This window comes from Streptococcus oralis (genome assembly GCF_026782285.1).
Lineage (GTDB): Bacteria > Bacillota > Bacilli > Lactobacillales > Streptococcaceae > Streptococcus > Streptococcus oralis_CG.
Window position 1 is genome coordinate 198,946 of record NZ_JAKUWG010000002.1, and the last position, 15,679, is coordinate 214,624.

At 43.4% G+C, this 15,679-nt stretch carries 20 protein-coding genes; 6 read left to right on the forward strand and 14 right to left on the reverse strand.

Going from position 1 to position 15,679, the window contains the following annotated elements; genetic code table 11:
- Positions 1 to 93 precede the first annotated feature (93 nt).
- The 6 genes from gatC to nusB all read left to right on the forward strand — a co-directional run bounded on the left by gatC (position 94) and on the right by nusB (position 4,819).
- On the forward strand, positions 94 to 396 hold the full coding sequence (gene gatC / locus MK403_RS02050) for an Asp-tRNA(Asn)/Glu-tRNA(Gln) amidotransferase subunit GatC (protein WP_268708806.1): 303 nt from the start codon (positions 94 to 96) through the stop codon (positions 394 to 396).
- The gene (gene gatA / locus MK403_RS02055) at positions 396 to 1,862 is read left to right on the forward strand and encodes an Asp-tRNA(Asn)/Glu-tRNA(Gln) amidotransferase subunit GatA (protein WP_268708807.1); all 1,467 of its coding nucleotides are present in this window, start codon (positions 396 to 398) and stop codon (positions 1,860 to 1,862) included. The genes gatC and gatA overlap by 1 nt, the downstream gene beginning before the upstream one ends.
- The gene (gene gatB, locus MK403_RS02060) at positions 1,862 to 3,304 is read left to right on the forward strand and encodes an Asp-tRNA(Asn)/Glu-tRNA(Gln) amidotransferase subunit GatB (protein WP_268708808.1); all 1,443 of its coding nucleotides are present in this window, start codon (positions 1,862 to 1,864) and stop codon (positions 3,302 to 3,304) included. Before gatA ends, gatB begins: the two co-directional genes overlap by 1 nt.
- A 128-nt stretch (positions 3,305 to 3,432) precedes the next feature.
- Positions 3,433 to 3,993, forward strand: a complete 561-nt coding sequence (efp, locus tag MK403_RS02065) for an elongation factor P (protein WP_000568640.1) — start codon at positions 3,433 to 3,435, stop codon at positions 3,991 to 3,993.
- 21 nt (positions 3,994 to 4,014) lie between these two features.
- Positions 4,015 to 4,404 (forward strand): Asp23/Gls24 family envelope stress response protein, encoded by a 390-nt coding sequence (locus MK403_RS02070; RefSeq protein WP_000510583.1) that lies wholly within the window; start codon positions 4,015 to 4,017, stop codon positions 4,402 to 4,404.
- A complete protein-coding gene (nusB, locus tag MK403_RS02075) occupies positions 4,397 to 4,819 on the forward strand; it encodes a transcription antitermination factor NusB (RefSeq protein WP_268708809.1) in 423 nt (140 codons plus the stop codon). Before MK403_RS02070 ends, nusB begins: the two co-directional genes overlap by 8 nt.
- Positions 4,820 to 4,865: 46 nt before the next feature.
- Here nusB and MK403_RS02080 read toward each other — a convergent pair whose 3' ends face one another.
- From MK403_RS02080 to fabT, 14 genes are all read right to left on the reverse strand, one after another.
- Positions 4,866 to 5,591 carry a CPBP family intramembrane glutamic endopeptidase gene (locus MK403_RS02080; RefSeq protein ID WP_125838881.1) on the reverse strand — a complete coding sequence of 242 codons (726 nt, stop codon included), beginning with the start codon at positions 5,589 to 5,591 and terminating at the stop codon, positions 4,866 to 4,868.
- An 18-nt stretch (positions 5,592 to 5,609) separates the two neighbouring features.
- Positions 5,610 to 5,885, reverse strand: coding sequence for a hypothetical protein (locus MK403_RS02085; protein ID WP_268708810.1), 276 nt, complete (start codon positions 5,883 to 5,885; stop codon positions 5,610 to 5,612).
- Between the two features lie 63 nt (positions 5,886 to 5,948).
- A complete protein-coding gene (locus tag MK403_RS02090; protein ID WP_143989251.1) occupies positions 5,949 to 6,716 on the reverse strand; it encodes an acetyl-CoA carboxylase carboxyl transferase subunit alpha in 768 nt (255 codons plus the stop codon).
- Positions 6,713 to 7,579 (reverse strand): acetyl-CoA carboxylase, carboxyltransferase subunit beta, encoded by an 867-nt coding sequence (gene accD, locus MK403_RS02095; protein WP_143989250.1) that lies wholly within the window; start codon positions 7,577 to 7,579, stop codon positions 6,713 to 6,715. Before accD ends, MK403_RS02090 begins: the two co-directional genes overlap by 4 nt.
- Positions 7,580 to 7,614: 35 nt before the next feature.
- On the reverse strand, positions 7,615 to 8,982 hold the full coding sequence (gene accC, locus MK403_RS02100; RefSeq protein ID WP_268708811.1) for an acetyl-CoA carboxylase biotin carboxylase subunit: 1,368 nt from the start codon (positions 8,980 to 8,982) through the stop codon (positions 7,615 to 7,617).
- An 11-nt stretch (positions 8,983 to 8,993) separates the two neighbouring features.
- Positions 8,994 to 9,416, reverse strand: coding sequence for a 3-hydroxyacyl-ACP dehydratase FabZ (fabZ, locus tag MK403_RS02105; RefSeq protein ID WP_000565515.1), 423 nt, complete (start codon positions 9,414 to 9,416; stop codon positions 8,994 to 8,996).
- Positions 9,413 to 9,901 carry an acetyl-CoA carboxylase biotin carboxyl carrier protein gene (gene accB / locus MK403_RS02110; protein ID WP_268708812.1) on the reverse strand — a complete coding sequence of 163 codons (489 nt, stop codon included), beginning with the start codon at positions 9,899 to 9,901 and terminating at the stop codon, positions 9,413 to 9,415. The genes fabZ and accB overlap by 4 nt, the downstream gene beginning before the upstream one ends.
- A gap of 2 nt (positions 9,902 to 9,903) precedes the next feature.
- Positions 9,904 to 11,139, reverse strand: coding sequence for a beta-ketoacyl-ACP synthase II (gene fabF / locus MK403_RS02115; RefSeq protein ID WP_268708813.1), 1,236 nt, complete (start codon positions 11,137 to 11,139; stop codon positions 9,904 to 9,906).
- Between the two features lie 28 nt (positions 11,140 to 11,167).
- Positions 11,168 to 11,899 (reverse strand): 3-oxoacyl-[acyl-carrier-protein] reductase, encoded by a 732-nt coding sequence (gene fabG, locus MK403_RS02120; RefSeq protein WP_268708814.1) that lies wholly within the window; start codon positions 11,897 to 11,899, stop codon positions 11,168 to 11,170.
- Positions 11,900 to 11,944: 45 nt separating this feature from the next.
- Positions 11,945 to 12,865 (reverse strand): ACP S-malonyltransferase, encoded by a 921-nt coding sequence (gene fabD, locus MK403_RS02125; RefSeq protein WP_268708815.1) that lies wholly within the window; start codon positions 12,863 to 12,865, stop codon positions 11,945 to 11,947.
- The gene (gene fabK / locus MK403_RS02130; RefSeq protein WP_125827468.1) at positions 12,858 to 13,832 is read right to left on the reverse strand and encodes an enoyl-[acyl-carrier-protein] reductase FabK; all 975 of its coding nucleotides are present in this window, start codon (positions 13,830 to 13,832) and stop codon (positions 12,858 to 12,860) included. The genes fabD and fabK overlap by 8 nt, the downstream gene beginning before the upstream one ends.
- Positions 13,833 to 13,949: 117 nt before the next feature.
- Complete coding sequence (locus tag MK403_RS02135) at positions 13,950 to 14,174, reverse strand: acyl carrier protein (RefSeq protein WP_000257840.1); 225 nt, start codon at positions 14,172 to 14,174, stop codon at positions 13,950 to 13,952.
- A 57-nt stretch (positions 14,175 to 14,231) separates the two neighbouring features.
- Positions 14,232 to 15,206, reverse strand: coding sequence for a beta-ketoacyl-ACP synthase III (locus MK403_RS02140; protein ID WP_268708816.1), 975 nt, complete (start codon positions 15,204 to 15,206; stop codon positions 14,232 to 14,234).
- Positions 15,206 to 15,640 (reverse strand): fatty acid biosynthesis transcriptional regulator FabT, encoded by a 435-nt coding sequence (gene fabT, locus MK403_RS02145; RefSeq protein WP_000386342.1) that lies wholly within the window; start codon positions 15,638 to 15,640, stop codon positions 15,206 to 15,208. Before fabT ends, MK403_RS02140 begins: the two co-directional genes overlap by 1 nt.
- Between the last annotated feature and the right edge of the window lie 39 nt (positions 15,641 to 15,679).

Below are 15,679 nucleotides of genomic sequence, written 5' to 3' on the forward strand. Positions count from 1 at the left end.
TTTCTATTTCTTTTCAGTTCGACTCCCTTATTTATAGGAAAATATGGTAAAATAGAACAGACTAAAAATCATCATTTCACGAAAGGATGCAAGATGAAAATTACGCAAGAAGAGGTAACACACGTTGCCAATCTTTCAAAATTAAGATTCTCTGAAGAAGAAACTGCTGCCTTTGCGACAACCTTGTCTAAAATTGTTGATATGGTTGAGTTGCTAGGCGAAGTCGACACAACTGGTGTCGCACCTACTACAACCATGGCAGACCGCAAGACCGTACTCCGCCCTGATGTGGCCGAAGAAGGAACAGGCCGTGACCGCTTGTTTAAAAACGTACCTGAAAAAGAAAACTACTATATCAAGGTACCAGCTATCCTAGATGATGGAGGAGATGCCTAATGACTTTTAATAACAAAACTATTGAAGACTTGCACAACCTCCTTGTCTCAAAGGAAATTTCTGCAACTGAATTGACCCAAGCAACGCTTGAAGATATCAAGTCTCGCGAGACAGCTATCAACGCTTTTGTAACCATCGCTGAAGAACAAGCTCTTGCCCAAGCTAAAGCTATTGATGAAGCTGGAATTGACGCTGATAATCTTCTTTCAGGAATTCCACTTGCTGTTAAGGATAATATCTCTACCGACGGTATCCTTACAACTGCTGCCTCAAAAATGCTCTACAACTATGAGCCCATCTTTGATGCGACAGCCGTTGCCAATGCCAAAGCTAAGGGTATGATTGTTGTCGGAAAAACCAACATGGACGAGTTTGCCATGGGGGGGTCTGGTGAAACTTCTCACTACGGTGCGACTAAAAATGCTTGGGACCATAGCAAGGTTCCTGGTGGTTCATCAAGCGGTTCTGCGGCAGCCGTAGCTTCTGGGCAAGTCCGCTTGTCACTTGGTTCTGACACTGGCGGTTCCATCCGCCAACCTGCTGCCTTCAACGGGATCGTTGGTCTCAAACCAACCTACGGAACCGTTTCACGTTTCGGTCTCATTGCCTTCGGTAGCTCATTAGACCAGATTGGACCTTTTGCTCCTACTGTTAAGGAAAATGCCCTCTTGCTCAATGCGATTGCCAGCGAAGATGCACAAGACTCTACTTCTGCTCCTGTCCGCATTGCTGACTTTACTTCAAAAATCGGTCAAGACATCAAGGGCATGAAAATTGCTTTGCCTAAGGAATACCTTGGTGAAGGGATTGACCCAGAGGTTAAGGAAACCATTCTGAATGCAGCTAAACACTTCGAAAAACTTGGTGCTATCGTTGAAGAAGTCAGCCTTCCTCACTCTAAATACGGGGTTGCCGTTTACTACATCATCGCTTCATCGGAAGCCTCCTCAAACTTGCAACGCTTTGACGGTATCCGTTACGGCTACCGCGCAGAGAATGCGACGAATCTTGACGAAATCTATGTAAACAGCCGTAGCCAAGGTTTCGGTGAAGAAGTGAAACGCCGTATCATGCTTGGAACATTTAGCCTTTCATCAGGTTACTACGATGCCTATTACAAGAAGGCTGGACAAGTTCGTACCCTCATCATCCAAGATTTCGAAAAAGTCTTTGCGGATTACGATTTAATCCTAGGACCAACTGCTCCAAGCGTTGCCTATGACTTGGATTCACTCAACCACGATCCAGTTGCCATGTACTTGGCTGACCTTTTGACCATCCCAGTCAACTTAGCTGGTCTTCCAGGAATTTCTATTCCTGCTGGATTTGCTCAAGGTCTACCTGTCGGTCTCCAATTGATTGGTCCTAAATACTCAGAAGAGACCATTTACCAAGCTGCTGCTGCCTTTGAAGCAACAACAGACTACCACAAACAACAACCCGTGATTTTTGGAGGTGACAACTAATGAACTTTGAAACAGTCATTGGACTTGAAGTCCACGTAGAGCTCAACACCAATTCAAAAATCTTCTCACCTACATCTGCCCACTTTGGAAATGACCAAAATGCCAACACCAACGTGATTGACTGGTCCTTCCCAGGTGTTCTGCCAGTTCTCAATAAGGGTGTTGTCGATGCCGGTATCAAGGCAGCTCTTGCCCTCAACATGGACATCCACAAAAAAATGCACTTTGACCGCAAGAACTACTTCTATCCTGATAATCCAAAAGCCTACCAAATTTCCCAGTTTGATGAGCCAATCGGTTACAACGGCTGGATTGAAGTGGAGCTAGAAGACGGTACAACTAAGAAAATCGGTATCGAGCGCGCTCACTTGGAAGAAGATGCTGGTAAAAACACCCACGGCACAGATGGCTACTCTTATGTTGACCTCAACCGCCAAGGGGTGCCATTGATTGAGATTGTATCTGAAGCGGACATGCGTTCCCCAGAAGAAGCCTATGCTTATCTGACTGCCCTCAAGGAAGTCATCCAGTACGCTGGCATTTCTGACGTTAAGATGGAAGAAGGTTCCATGCGTGTGGATGCCAATATCTCCCTTCGTCCTTATGGTCAAGAAAAATTCGGTACCAAGACTGAGTTGAAAAACCTCAACTCCTTCTCAAACGTTCGCAAGGGTCTTGAGTACGAAGTTCAACGTCAGGCTGAAATCCTTCGCTCAGGTGGTCAAATTCGCCAAGAAACACGCCGTTACGATGAAACTAACAAGGCAACCATCCTCATGCGTGTCAAAGAAGGTGCTGCAGACTACCGCTACTTCCCAGAACCAGACCTCCCACTCTTTGAAATCTCAGACGAGTGGATTGAGGAAATGCGAACAGAATTGCCAGAGTTCCCAAAAGAACGCCGTGCTCGCTACGTATCTGATTTTGGCTTGTCAGACTACGATGCCAGCCAGTTGACTGCAAACAAAGTCACTTCTGACTTCTTTGAAAAAGCTGTTGCCCTCGGTGGCGATGCCAAACAAGTCTCTAACTGGCTCCAAGGTGAAGTCGCTCAGTTCTTGAACGCCGAAGGTAAAACACTGGAACAAATCGAATTGACACCAGAAAACTTAGTAGAAATGATTGCCATCATCGAAGACGGCACTATCTCTTCTAAGATTGCCAAAAAAGTCTTTGTCCACCTAGCTAAAAATGGCGGTGGCGCGCGTGAATACGTGGAAAAAGCAGGCTTGGTACAAATCTCTGATCCAGATGTTCTGATTCCAATCATCCACCAAGTCTTTGCGGATAACGAAGCTGCCGTTGCCGACTTCAAGTCAGGCAAACGTAACGCAGACAAGGCCTTCACAGGATTCCTTATGAAGGCAACCAAAGGCCAAGCCAACCCACAAGTTGCCCTTAAACTACTTGCCCAGGAATTGGCTAAGTTGAAAGAAAACTAGACAGAACAAAACCAGCCCTAAGGTTGGTTTTTTCTTCTCTACCAACTCCCAATAACTATTTTGGCTTTATTTCCAGAGTATTTTATGGTAAAATGAAGAGTAATAATATTTATTAAAGAGGTAAAAACATGATTGAAGCAAGTAAATTAAAAGCTGGTATGACCTTTGAAACAGCTGACGGAAAATTGATCCGCGTTTTGGAAGCTAGCCACCACAAACCAGGTAAAGGAAACACAATCATGCGTATGAAATTGCGTGATGTCCGTACTGGTTCTACATTTGATACAAGCTATCGTCCAGAGGAAAAATTTGAACAAGCCATCATCGAGACTGTCCCAGCTCAATACTTGTACAAAATGGATGACACAGCATACTTCATGAATACAGAAACTTACGACCAATACGAAATTCCTGTAGTCAACGTTGAAAACGAATTGCTTTACATCCTTGAAAACTCTGATGTGAAGATCCAATTCTACGGAACTGAAGTGATTGGTGTTACCGTTCCTACTACTGTCGAATTGACAGTTGCAGAAACTCAACCATCTATCAAAGGTGCTACTGTTACAGGTTCTGGTAAACCAGCAACTATGGAAACTGGACTTGTCGTAAACGTTCCAGACTTCATCGAAGCAGGACAAAAACTCGTTATCAACACTGCAGAAGGAACTTACGTTTCTCGTGCCTAATCTCTAGAAAGAGGTCATTCTATGGGAATTGAAGAACAACTTGGCGAAATCGTTATCGCCCCACGTGTACTTGAAAAAATCATTGCTATTGCTACAGCAAAAGTAGAGGGTGTACACTCTTTTTCAAACAAATCAGTATCTGACACCCTTTCAAAACTTTCGCTCGGCCGCGGTGTTTATCTTAAAAACGTGGACGAAGAACTCACAGCTGATATCTACCTCTACCTTGAGTACGGAGTAAAAGTTCCTAAGGTAGCTGTTGCTATCCAAAAAGCTGTCAAAGATGCAGTCCGCAATATGGCTGATGTAGAACTCGCTGCTATCAATATCCACGTTGCAGGTATCGTTCCAGATAAAACACCAAAACCAGACTTGAAAGACTTGTTTGATGAGGACTTCCTCAATGACTAGTCCACTATTAGAATCTAGACGTGAGCTCCGTAAATGCGCTTTTCAAGCTCTCATGAGCCTTGAGTTCGGTACGGATGTCGAAACTGCTTGTCGTTTCGCCTATACTCATGATCGTGAAGATACGGATGTACAACTTCCAACCTTTTTGACAGAACTCGTTTCTGGTGTTCAAACTAAAAAGGAAGAGCTAGACAAGCAAATCACACAACATCTAAAAGCAGGTTGGACCATCGAGCGTTTAACACTCGTAGAGAGAAACCTCCTTCGCTTGGGAGTTTTTGAAATCACTTCATTTGACACTCCTCAGCTAGTTGCTGTTAATGAAGCTATCGAGCTTGCAAAGAACTTCTCAGATCAAAAATCTGCCCGTTTTATCAATGGGTTGCTCAGCCAGTTTGTAACAGAAGAACAGTAAATAGAAAAAGTGTTTGACAAATATCAAACACTTTTTTTGCTACCCACTATCTAAAAAAATGATAATAGATATAATTGTAAACAAATATCCAGATGGGTTTTGCATAAATAAGAAAGTTGAAAAAACTATGGCACAGGATGGTAATTTTTAGGTTCTTTGTCCAACGGTAGACAAGGGCATAGAAGAGACCGCCTAAACTATAACTAATCAAACTGATAGGATCTCGGTGAGTTAGGATCAAATGACTAAGTCCAAAGATAAGAGCAGATAGGATAACATCCAGATAGTACTTGGACTGGGGGAAGAAGGTATTCATAAAGTACCCTCTATGAATCAGTTCTTCTAATATAGGTCCGACGACTACTGTTAAACTAAAACTGAGAACAGTTGATAGAAAAGTTGGTTGCCCATTGGAGTATAGAATCGAAAGAAGATCTTGAAAGATATACTTGTTATCAATTAGATGATGAAACTGTAACTGAAAAGCATCTACCAATTGACGATCAAAATAAGTAGCCACTAGACCAACTACAAGGTAAAAGAATCTTGACTTCTTTGAACTCTTTTTTTCAAAAATATAGAGCATCTCTTTCTTTTTGAGCCAGTAGATAAATATTAGCAAAAGAGCTATTACTTCAACTGTTAAAAAGATAGAATAGCCATCTATCCCCCATCCTAAAAACTTAGTTAGATGCATAATCCCTAACTCTGGTAGATAAACCGATAGAAATACCAGTAAGATAAAGACCCCCAAATGCCCTAGTTTTTTCATACTTACACCTTTAATTTATTAATAGCCAATACCATAAGCACGTCTAGTCGCATGAGTCAGTATTGTACTCCATTCTGTCGCTAAACTATATGCATATGGCGAATCCCAATGTCTATCATCAACCAACCAAATCATGCCACCACCTGAAACTTGATCTAAGTCTTCAGATGAAAGAACTGTAAATGTTTCTGTACCTGTCGTTGCAAGTACCTCCTTAAAATAGATTGTTGTAGGCTTGCATTTATAGTATAGTTCTTTTTTGTCTATTTTATAGTCCATCTCCTCAACTGTCAATTTTTCACCCTGAATAGCATTTTCAATAAAAAATGAGACCTTTCTAGTCTCATTTAGTCATTCTTAGTATTTTCTAAAGCGTTGGTAACGTTCTTCGAGGAGCTGTTCCAAGGCTAATCCTTGCAAGCGGTCAAGCTCTGCACGCAATTCATTTTTAAGGTGAGCTTGCAGTTCCTTACTGGAAAGCCCTGCTTCTGAGATTACCTTGTCAACGATACCCATTTCTAGGAGTTCGTGTGAAGTGATTTTCATCAACTCTGCTGCCTCCATGGCACGGCTTCCATCCTTCCAAAGGATAGAGGCAAAACCTTCTGGACTGAGTACGGCATAGATCGAATTTTCCAGCATCCAGACACGGTCAGCAACGGCTAGTGCTAATGCACCTCCAGACCCTCCTTCACCGATAATAATCGCGATGATTGGAACCTTGAGGTCGCTCATTTCCATCAGGTTTCGAGCGATTGCTTCCCCTTGTCCACGTTCCTCAGCTCCAACACCTGGGTAAGCTCCAGCAGTGTTGATGAAGGTTACAATTGGACGACCAAATTTTTCTGCCTGTTTCATCAAACGAAGAGCCTTGCGATAGCCTTCTGGATGGGGTTGCCCAAAGTTCCGTTTGAGGTTATCATGAAGACTCTTCCCCTTTTGGATACCCACGACTGTGACCGCTTGGTCACCTAACCAGCCAATTCCACCGATAACCGCACCATCATCGCGGAAAGAGCGATCTCCATGCAATTCGATAAACTCGTCAAAGATTCCATTGGCAAAATCAAGTGCGGTCAAGCGACTCTGCTCGCGTGCCTCTCTGACTATTTTTGCAATATTCATCCGCGACTTCCTCCATGCAATTTCACTAATCTAGCAATTGTATCTGGTAGTTCTCTCCGTTTGACAATTGCATCAACAAATCCATGTTCAAGCAGGAACTCTGCTTTTTGGAAGTCATCCGGCAAAGTCTCACGAACTGTATTTTCAATAACACGACGCCCAGCAAAACCAACCAAACTCTGGGGCTCCGCTAGGATAATGTCACCTTCCATAGCAAAAGAAGCTGTCACTCCGCCTGTTGTCGGATCCGTCAAAATAGTCAGGTAAAAAAGTCCGGCCTTGGAATGACGTTGAACTGCCGCAGAAATCTTAGCCATCTGCATCAAGCTCATGATTCCTTCTTGCATGCGGGCTCCACCAGAAGCTGTGAAGAGTACGACTGGCAAGTTTTCTACCGTTGCATACTCAAACAAGCGCGTGATTTTTTCACCCACAACGGTTCCCATAGAAGCCATGATAAAGTTAGAATCCATGATTCCAAGGGCAACTTTTTGCCCCTTGATGCTAGCTGTACCAGTCAGGACAGCTTCATCCAGTCCTGTTTTTTCACGCATAGTAGCAAGTTTTTTCTGGTAGCCAGGAAAGTTTAATGGATCTTGAGTTTCAATACCCGTAAACATCTCCACAAAGCTGTCAGAATCAATCGTCAAATCCAAGCGTTCCTGAGCTGAAATACGGAAAGTATAGCTACAATGGGGACAAATTCGTTCGCTCCCAAGATCCTTTTGGTAAATGGTGTGTTTACAACCAGGACACTGGGAGAAGAGTTCATCCGGAACCTCAGGCTTGGCTTGTGGTTTCTGCCTTACGGAACGGTTAGGATTGATCCGAATATACTTATCCTTTTTACTAAATAGAGCCATAACTCCCCCTTTTAGTTCTCATACTGTTTGAAAGTCTATTCTTTTTCTTGGTATTGTGGCAAGAAAGTTTCCATCAAGAAGGAAGTATCGTAATCACCAGCGATAACTCGGCGGTCTGAAATCAGATCCAACTGGAAGTCTGCATTGGTTTGCACTCCTTCAATATCAAGTTCATAAAGTGCCCGTTGCATCTTCATAAGAGCATCAAAACGATTCTCCCCATGAACAATGATTTTGGCAATCATACTATCATAGTAAGGAGGAATGGTATAGCCTGGATAAACTGCTGAGTCCACGCGCAAGCCAACTCCACCACTTGGTAGATAGAGATTGGTAATTTTACCTGGGCTTGGAGCAAAGTTAAATGCTGGATTTTCTGCATTGATCCTGCACTCGATAGCATGACCTCGTAGGACGATATCTTCTTGTTTGAAAGGTAAAGGTTGCCCGGCTGCAATGCGAATCTGTTCCTTCACGATATCAACACCTGAAACAAACTCTGTGACTGGGTGCTCCACTTGCACACGAGTATTCATTTCCATGAAGTAGAAATTGCCACTCGCTTCATCGAGAAGAAATTCAATCGTCCCTGCATTTTCATAGCCAACAGACTCTGCTGCACGAACGGCTGCAGCACCAATTTCATTACGAAGTGTTTTGCCAATCGCAATGGACGGACTTTCTTCTAAGACCTTTTGGTTATTCCGTTGAAGTGAACAATCCCGTTCACCAAGATGGACAACATGACCCTCTTGGTCCGCAAGGATCTGAACTTCGATATGACGAGCTGGATAAATCACACGCTCAAGATACATAGCGCCATTTCCAAAGTTGGCCTTGGCTTCACTGGATGCTGTCTCAAAAGCTGCGACCAAGTCTTCTGCCTTTTCAACCTTACGAATTCCTTTTCCACCACCGCCTGCCGATGCCTTTAGCATGACTGGATAGCCAATTTTTTCTGCAACCGCAAGTGCCTCTTCAGCCGTGTGAACTTCACCATCAGATCCTGGGATAACTGGAACCCCAGCCTTGATCATTTGCTCACGCGCATTGATCTTATCTCCCATGGTATCCATTACAGCCCCAGAAGGACCGATAAACTTAATCCCCACTTCATCACACATCGTGGCAAACTTGGAGTTTTCGCTAAGAAAACCAAAACCTGGGTGGATGGCTTCTGCTTCTGTCAAGACTGCAGCAGATAAAATAGCGTTGATATTGAGATAAGATTCTGTCGCCTTACCAGGTCCGATACAGATAGCTTCATCCGCTATGAGTGTGTGAAGAGCTTCCTTATCAGCAGTTGAATAAACTGCTACGGTTGCAATGCCCAATTCACGCGCAGCTCGAATAATGCGAACCGCAATCTCACCACGGTTGGCAATCAAAATTTTACGAAACATGGAGAACCTCCTTAGTTTCCAATTGCAAAGGTAAGAGTACCACTCGCTGCAAGCTTACCATCTACTTCAGCCTTTGCTTCAACCACGGCAATCGTACCACGACGTTTAACAAAAGTAGCCGTCATAACTAATTGGTCACCTGGTACAACTTGCTTCTTGAACTTAACCTTGTCCATGCCAGCGTAGAAGACCAGTTTCCCTTTATTTTCAGGTTTGGACAATTCCAAGACACCCGCGGTCTGGGCCAATGCTTCCATGATAAGAACACCTGGCATGACTGGGTATTGTGGAAAATGACCATTGAAGAAAGGTTCGTTGATGGTCACATTTTTAATGGCAACAATAGTATCCTCGCTCACTTCCAAGACACGATCCACTAGGAGCATGGGGTAGCGATGAGGTAGAGCTTCTTTGATTCCTTGAATATCGATCATTTGATACGTACCAATCCTTTACCGAACTCAACCATTTCTTCATTTGAAACGAGAATTTCTGTCACCACACCATCCTTAGGTGCAGGAATCTCATTCATGACCTTCATGGCTTCGATGATCACCAAAGTCTGGCCTTTTTTAACACTGTCTCCAACTGTGACGAAGGCAGGTTTATCTGGTCCAGCAGCCAAGTAAGCCACCCCTACAAGTGGGCTCTCAACAACATCACCCTCCGGAGCAACCGTCGTTTCAGCTGGTACTGGAGCTTCTTCCACTGCACTCTCTACTGGAGTTGAAGGGGTAGAAACTACTGGACTTGCAACCACTGCAGCTGGCGCTGGAACAACTTGAGCTGGAGCTTCAGAAGCCATTCTTGCTTCATTCTTACTGAACTGCAATTCGTCCGCTCCGTTTTTATAAGAAAATTCTCTCAAACTTGATTGGTCGAATTGAGCCATCAAGTCCTTGATCTCATTTAAATTCATAATTATTTATTCTCCCAACGTTTGAAAGCAAGAACCGCATTGTGTCCACCAAAACCAAAAGTATTTGAAATAGCATAAGGGATTTCTTGCTCCAAGCCTTGTCCATAAACGACATTCGCTTCGATATAGTCTGACAACTCGCTTGTTCCAGCTGTTTTTGGCACGAAGTTATGGCGCATTGCTTCAATTGTAGCGATGGCTTCTACTGCCCCTGCAGCCCCAAGCAAGTGTCCTGTAAAGGACTTGGTTGAAGATACAGGTACTTCTTTACCAAGAACAGCTACGATCGCACCACTTTCTCCTTTTTCATTAGCAGGAGTTGAAGTTCCGTGGGCATTGACATAAGCCACTTGCTCTGGAGAAATCTCTGCCTCTTCCAAAGCCAATTTAATTGCCTTGATGGCACCTTGACCTTCTGGATGAGGTGAAGTCATATGATAAGCATCACAAGTATTTCCATAACCAACCACTTCAGCCAAGATAGTTGCACCACGTTTTTCAGCGTGTTCCAGACTTTCAAGCACCAATATACCAGATCCTTCTCCCATCACAAAGCCGTTACGGTCTTTATCAAATGGAATAGAAGCACGAGTTGGATCCTCTGTAGTTGATAGGGCAGTCAAGGCTTGGAAACCAGCGATGGCAAAAGGAGTGATAGAAGCTTCTGATCCACCAACTAACATGACATCTTGGAAACCAAACTTGATAGAGCGGAAGGCATCCCCAATGGCATCATTTGATGAGGCACAGGCTGTATTGATTGATTTACAGATACCGTTTGCTCCGAAACGCATGGCAACATTTCCTGAAGCCATATTTGGCAAGGCTTTTGGAAGTGTCATTGGTTTAACGCGTTTTGGACCTTTTTCATGAAGACGGATAACCTGATCTTCGATTTCTTTAATTCCCCCAATACCAGAAGCCACGATAACACCAAAGCGATCTTTATCGATTGCTTCTACATCAAGATTGGCATTTGTCACCGCTTCTTGAGCCGCATACAAGGCATACAAAGAATAGTTGTCAAAACGGTTGGTATCTTTTTTGACAAAGTATTTATCAAATGGAAAATCTTGAACTTCTGCCGCATTGTGCACAGCAAAGTCGCTGTGGTCAAACTTAGTGATTTCTCCAATCCCGATTTTCCCAGTTTGCAAACTGTTCCAAAATTCTTCTGGAGTATTTCCGATAGGAGAGGTCAATCCGTAACCTGTTACTACAACTCGATTTAGTTTCATCTGTCTTACCTATATCTTTCCTTATTTTTTACATGCTAAGTCCGCCATCAACAGCGAGAACTTGTCCAGTCAAATAATCCTGTCCAGCTAGGAACACTGTAGCATCTGCGATATGTTCTGCTTGACCGAAATGTTTCATTGGGATTTGGGCCAATGTCGCTTCCTTGACCTTATCAGACAAAACAGCAGTCATATCTGACTCGATCATCCCTGGTGCAAGAGAATTTACGCGCACATTACGATTGGCAACTTCACGTGCAACTGACTTGGTAAAACCAATCAAACCTGCTTTAGAAGCTGCATAGTTGGCTTGTCCGATATTTCCCATCAGACCAACCACACTAGACATGTTGATGATCGCACCTTCACGTGCCTTGATCATCTGTTTCAAGACTGCTTGCGTCATGTTGAAAGCACCTGTCAAGTTGATCTTAATCACTTTTTCAAAGTCTTCTTCGGTCATCTTGAGCATGAGCGTATCTTGAGTGATCCCAGCATTGTTGACCAAGACATCGACAGAACCGAGTTCTGCAATCGCTTGATCTACCATACGCTTGGCATCTGCAAAGTCTGAAACATCACCTGAAATCGGTACTACTTTGACATCATAGTTTGAAAACTCAGCCAGTAATTCTTCTGAGATTGCTCCTCGACTATTCAAGACTACATTAGCGCCTAGTTGGGCAAATTTGTGAGCAATGGCAAGTCCGATACCACGACTTGAACCTGTTACAAAGACATTTTTGTTTGTAAGTTGCATTCTATTTCTCCTGTTTCCTGTTGTATTTTGTGGGAGAAGGGATCATTAGTTTCCTAACAAAGCATCCAAGCTTGCTTGGTCTTCAACGTTAGCTAGCTGAGCTGTTTTATCGATTTTTTTGACAAAGCCTGATAGGACTTTTCCAGGGCCGATTTCAATAAAATTGGTCACACCAGCATCCTGCATCACAGCAATACTTTCATAAAAACGAACAGGTTCTTTCACCTGACGCGTCAAAAGCTCTTGGATTCGATCTTTTTCCATAACAGCAGCTTCCGTATTGCCGACTAGTGGGCAAGTAAAATCAGAGAAACTCACTCCATCAAGAGCTTCAGCTAGTTGCTGACTGGCTGGCTCAAGAAGGGCTGTATGGAAAGGACCCGACACATTTAGGGGGATCAATCGTTTAGCTCCTGCTTCCTGCAAGAGTTCAACTGCGCGGTCAACTGCAACCACCTCACCACCGATGACGATTTGGCTTGGGGTGTTGTAGTTGGCTGGAGTCACTACTCCAACGTTAGAGGCTGTTTCACAAGCTTCCTCAATCACTTCAACTGGAGTATTAAGAACGGCAACCATCTTTCCAGAGCCTGCAGGTGCAGCCTCTTCCATATAAGCACCACGCTTAGCAACCAAGGCAACTGCATCTTCAAAGTCCAAGGCACCACTTGCTACAAGAGCAGAATATTCTCCGAGAGACAATCCTGCTACCATATCTGGCTGGTAGCCCTTTTCTTTCAATAGTCGGTAAATAGCAACAGAAGTCGCTAAAATAGCTGGTTGCGTATAGCGAGTCTGGTTTAACTTAGTTTCTTCCTTATCAATCAAGTCACGAAGGTCATAACCCAAAACCTGACTGGCTTGGTCAATTGTTTCCTTGACGATAGGGTAGCGATCATAGAGATCACGTCCCATCCCTAGATACTGAGCACCTTGACCCGCAAATAGAAAGGCTGTTTTAGTCATTTCTTACAACTCCTGCCCAACGAGAGGCTTCTTCTTGAATTTTTTTGGCTGCGCCATAGTATAAATCTTTTAGGATTTCTTCGACAGTTTCCTCTTTAGAAACCAAACCAGCGATCTGACCTGCCATGACAGATCCACCTTCTACATCTCCATGAACAACGGCTTTAGCAAGCGCACCAGCTCCCATTTGTTCAAAGATTTCTAAATCTGGATTTTCTTGTTTAAAGGCATCTTTTTCAGCCTGCTCAAAGTCACGTGTCAACTGATTTTTAATGGCACGAACAGCATGTCCAAAGTGTTGAGCTGAAATAGTCGTATCGATATCACGCGCTTTTAAGATTTTTTCCTTGTATTTTGGATGGGCGTTAGATTCCTTAGCTACTACGAAACGCGTACCGACTTGAACGGCCTCAGCACCAAGCATAAAGCCTGCAGCGACACCTTCACCGTCCGCAATTCCTCCAGCTGCGATAACTGGAATCGAAACAGCTGCAGCAACTTGGCGTACCAAGGTCATAGTTGTTAATTTACCAATATGTCCACCGGCTTCCATTCCTTCTGCAATAACTGCATCTGCACCAATTTTTTCCATGCGTTTTGCCAAAGCAACACTTGGAACAACAGGAATAACTGTAATTCCTGCATCATGGAAACGAGCCATATATTTACTTGGATTTCCTGCACCAGTTGTAACCACCTTGACCCCTTCTTCTATGACGAGATCAACGATGTCTTCTACAAAAGGTGACAAGAGCATGATGTTGACACCAAAAGGTTTATCCGTAAGTGATTTGATTTTATCGATATTAGCCTTTACGACCTCTTTAGGTGCATTCCCACCACCGATGATCCCTAGACCACCAGCTTTTGATACTGCACCAGCCAAGTCACCATCAGCAACCCAGGCCATTCCTCCTTGAAAAATAGGATAATCAATGTTCAATAATTCTGTAATACGTGTTTTCATAGTGCCTCCATCATTCCTTGCTTACGTAATAGTTCGATGAGTTTATCATTTGATTCTCAAACTATTACCTAAACAAGAGGGAGCGGGTCTCCCCTACTCCTTCTAGTAATATGTTAATTATTTTGTTTGCTCTTCAACGTAGGCAACCAAGTCACCAACTGTTTTCAAGTTATCTTCTGCTTCAATTTGGATATCGAAAGCATCTTCGATTTCAGAGATTACTTGGAACAAGTCCAATGAATCTGCATCCAAATCATCAAAAGTAGATTCAAGTGTTACTTCTGATGCGTCTTTCCCAAGTTCTTCAACGATAATTTCTTGTACTTTTTCAAATACTGCCATGATAGGACTCCTTTAAAATATAAAAAATTTATAACTATGTGTTTACCACATGATTACCTAGATTGTAAGAATGAGTGTGCCCCATGTCAAACCTCCACCGAAGCCTGATAGGAGAATCGTCTGGCTACCATCTAAACGAATCAAGCCATTCTCCACACACTCTGAGAGCAAAATCGGGATACTTGCTGCACTGGTATTTCCATACTCCATCATATTGGCAGGAAGCTTGTCTCGGTCTACACCGATTTTCTTAGCCATCTTATCCAAAATGCGGATATTTGCCTGATGAAGCAAGAGATAATCCAATTCCGATGCTGCGATTGGACCATTTTCAATGGTTTCTTTGATCGATCTAGCAACATCACGATTTGCAAAATCAAAAACTGCTCGTCCATCCATCTTCAAAAAAGCAGGAACTGCCTCTTGATCTGAGAAAGGAGAAGCCAAAGCCGTTTGGCCATAGGTCAAACACTCGCTCCGAGAGCCATCCGTATAGAGACTTTCCACAAGGAAGTGCCGTGTTTCGCTCGTTTCCAAGAGAACCCCACCTGCACCATCTCCAAAGAGAACAGCTGTCGAACGATCTGACCAATCAACCGCCTTAGACAAGGTCTCAGCTCCGATAACAATCCCTTTTTGGAACTGTCCAGCTGTCAGAAACTTCTCAGCAGTTGAGAGAGCAAATACAAAGCCACTGCAAGCTGCCGTCAGATCAAAGGCGAAAGCTCTATGCGCTCCGATATTTGCCTGAACCCGAGCTGCCGTAGAAGGCATCATCGAATCAGGAGTAATCGTCGCTACAATGATAAAATCAATCTGATCCGCTTTTATGCTCGCCTTAGCCAGCAAGTCTTTGGCAACTTCTGTCGCCAAATCACTCGTTGACTCCGTTTTTGAAATATGTCTCTGTTTAATTCCTGTCCGACTTGAAATCCACTCATCGCTTGTATCCATGATTTGAGCCAAGTCCTGATTAGTGACCACTTGCTCTGGAACATAATGAGCAACCTGGCTTATTTTTGCAAAAGCCATTATTTCAAATCCTCCAAAAATTGATAAAGGTTAGTCAAGCCCCTGCCCATCACTTCTATTTCTTCAGAACTCATACCATCGATAATTTTCTCGACCATGGCCTTGTGGAAACGTTTATGAAGGCGGTGAACCAAACGACCTTTCTTTGTCAAATGCAGATAGACCACACGACGATCCTGATCAGAACGAATGCGCTCAACATAACCTTTTCTTTCGAGATTATTCAAGCTGGTCGTAACAGTTCCAAGAGTTACCATCAGTTCTTTTGAAACCTTACTTGGTGTTGCCTCTGGGAACTTGCCAATCACATCAATCGTGTGCATTTCTTTGATGGAGATGTCTTTGAAACGACTACCTCGTAAGCTAACCTCCTCAATCACAAGGACATTATTAAAAATAGATGTTAAATACTCATTCACTTGTTGGTAGTCCAAAGTATTCCCTCCTTCTCAAAAAAACTTTTGCATTCAAAA

Bases quoted from the DNA above. Each gene is read 5' to 3' on its own strand.
- gatC (WP_268708806.1), top strand. From the start codon at position 94: ATGAAAATTACGCAAGAAGAGGTAACACACGTTGCCAATCTTTCAAAA.
- gatA (WP_268708807.1), top strand. From the start codon at position 396: ATGACTTTTAATAACAAAACTATTGAAGACTTGCACAACCTCCTTGTC.
- gatB (WP_268708808.1), top strand. From the start codon at position 1,862: ATGAACTTTGAAACAGTCATTGGACTTGAAGTCCACGTAGAGCTCAAC.
- efp (WP_000568640.1), top strand. From the start codon at position 3,433: ATGATTGAAGCAAGTAAATTAAAAGCTGGTATGACCTTTGAAACAGCT.
- MK403_RS02070 (WP_000510583.1), top strand. From the start codon at position 4,015: ATGGGAATTGAAGAACAACTTGGCGAAATCGTTATCGCCCCACGTGTA.
- nusB (WP_268708809.1), top strand. From the start codon at position 4,397: ATGACTAGTCCACTATTAGAATCTAGACGTGAGCTCCGTAAATGCGCT.
- MK403_RS02080 (WP_125838881.1), bottom strand. From the start codon at position 5,591: ATGAAAAAACTAGGGCATTTGGGGGTCTTTATCTTACTGGTATTTCTA.
- MK403_RS02090 (WP_143989251.1), bottom strand. From the start codon at position 6,716: ATGAATATTGCAAAAATAGTCAGAGAGGCACGCGAGCAGAGTCGCTTG.
- accD (WP_143989250.1), bottom strand. From the start codon at position 7,579: ATGGCTCTATTTAGTAAAAAGGATAAGTATATTCGGATCAATCCTAAC.
- accC (WP_268708811.1), bottom strand. From the start codon at position 8,982: ATGTTTCGTAAAATTTTGATTGCCAACCGTGGTGAGATTGCGGTTCGC.
- fabZ (WP_000565515.1), bottom strand. From the start codon at position 9,416: ATGATCGATATTCAAGGAATCAAAGAAGCTCTACCTCATCGCTACCCC.
- accB (WP_268708812.1), bottom strand. From the start codon at position 9,901: ATGAATTTAAATGAGATCAAGGACTTGATGGCTCAATTCGACCAATCA.
- fabF (WP_268708813.1), bottom strand. From the start codon at position 11,139: ATGAAACTAAATCGAGTTGTAGTAACAGGTTACGGATTGACCTCTCCT.
- fabG (WP_268708814.1), bottom strand. From the start codon at position 11,899: ATGCAACTTACAAACAAAAATGTCTTTGTAACAGGTTCAAGTCGTGGT.
- fabD (WP_268708815.1), bottom strand. From the start codon at position 12,865: ATGACTAAAACAGCCTTTCTATTTGCGGGTCAAGGTGCTCAGTATCTA.
- fabK (WP_125827468.1), bottom strand. From the start codon at position 13,832: ATGAAAACACGTATTACAGAATTATTGAACATTGATTATCCTATTTTT.
- MK403_RS02135 (WP_000257840.1), bottom strand. From the start codon at position 14,174: ATGGCAGTATTTGAAAAAGTACAAGAAATTATCGTTGAAGAACTTGGG.
- MK403_RS02140 (WP_268708816.1), bottom strand. From the start codon at position 15,206: ATGGCTTTTGCAAAAATAAGCCAGGTTGCTCATTATGTTCCAGAGCAA.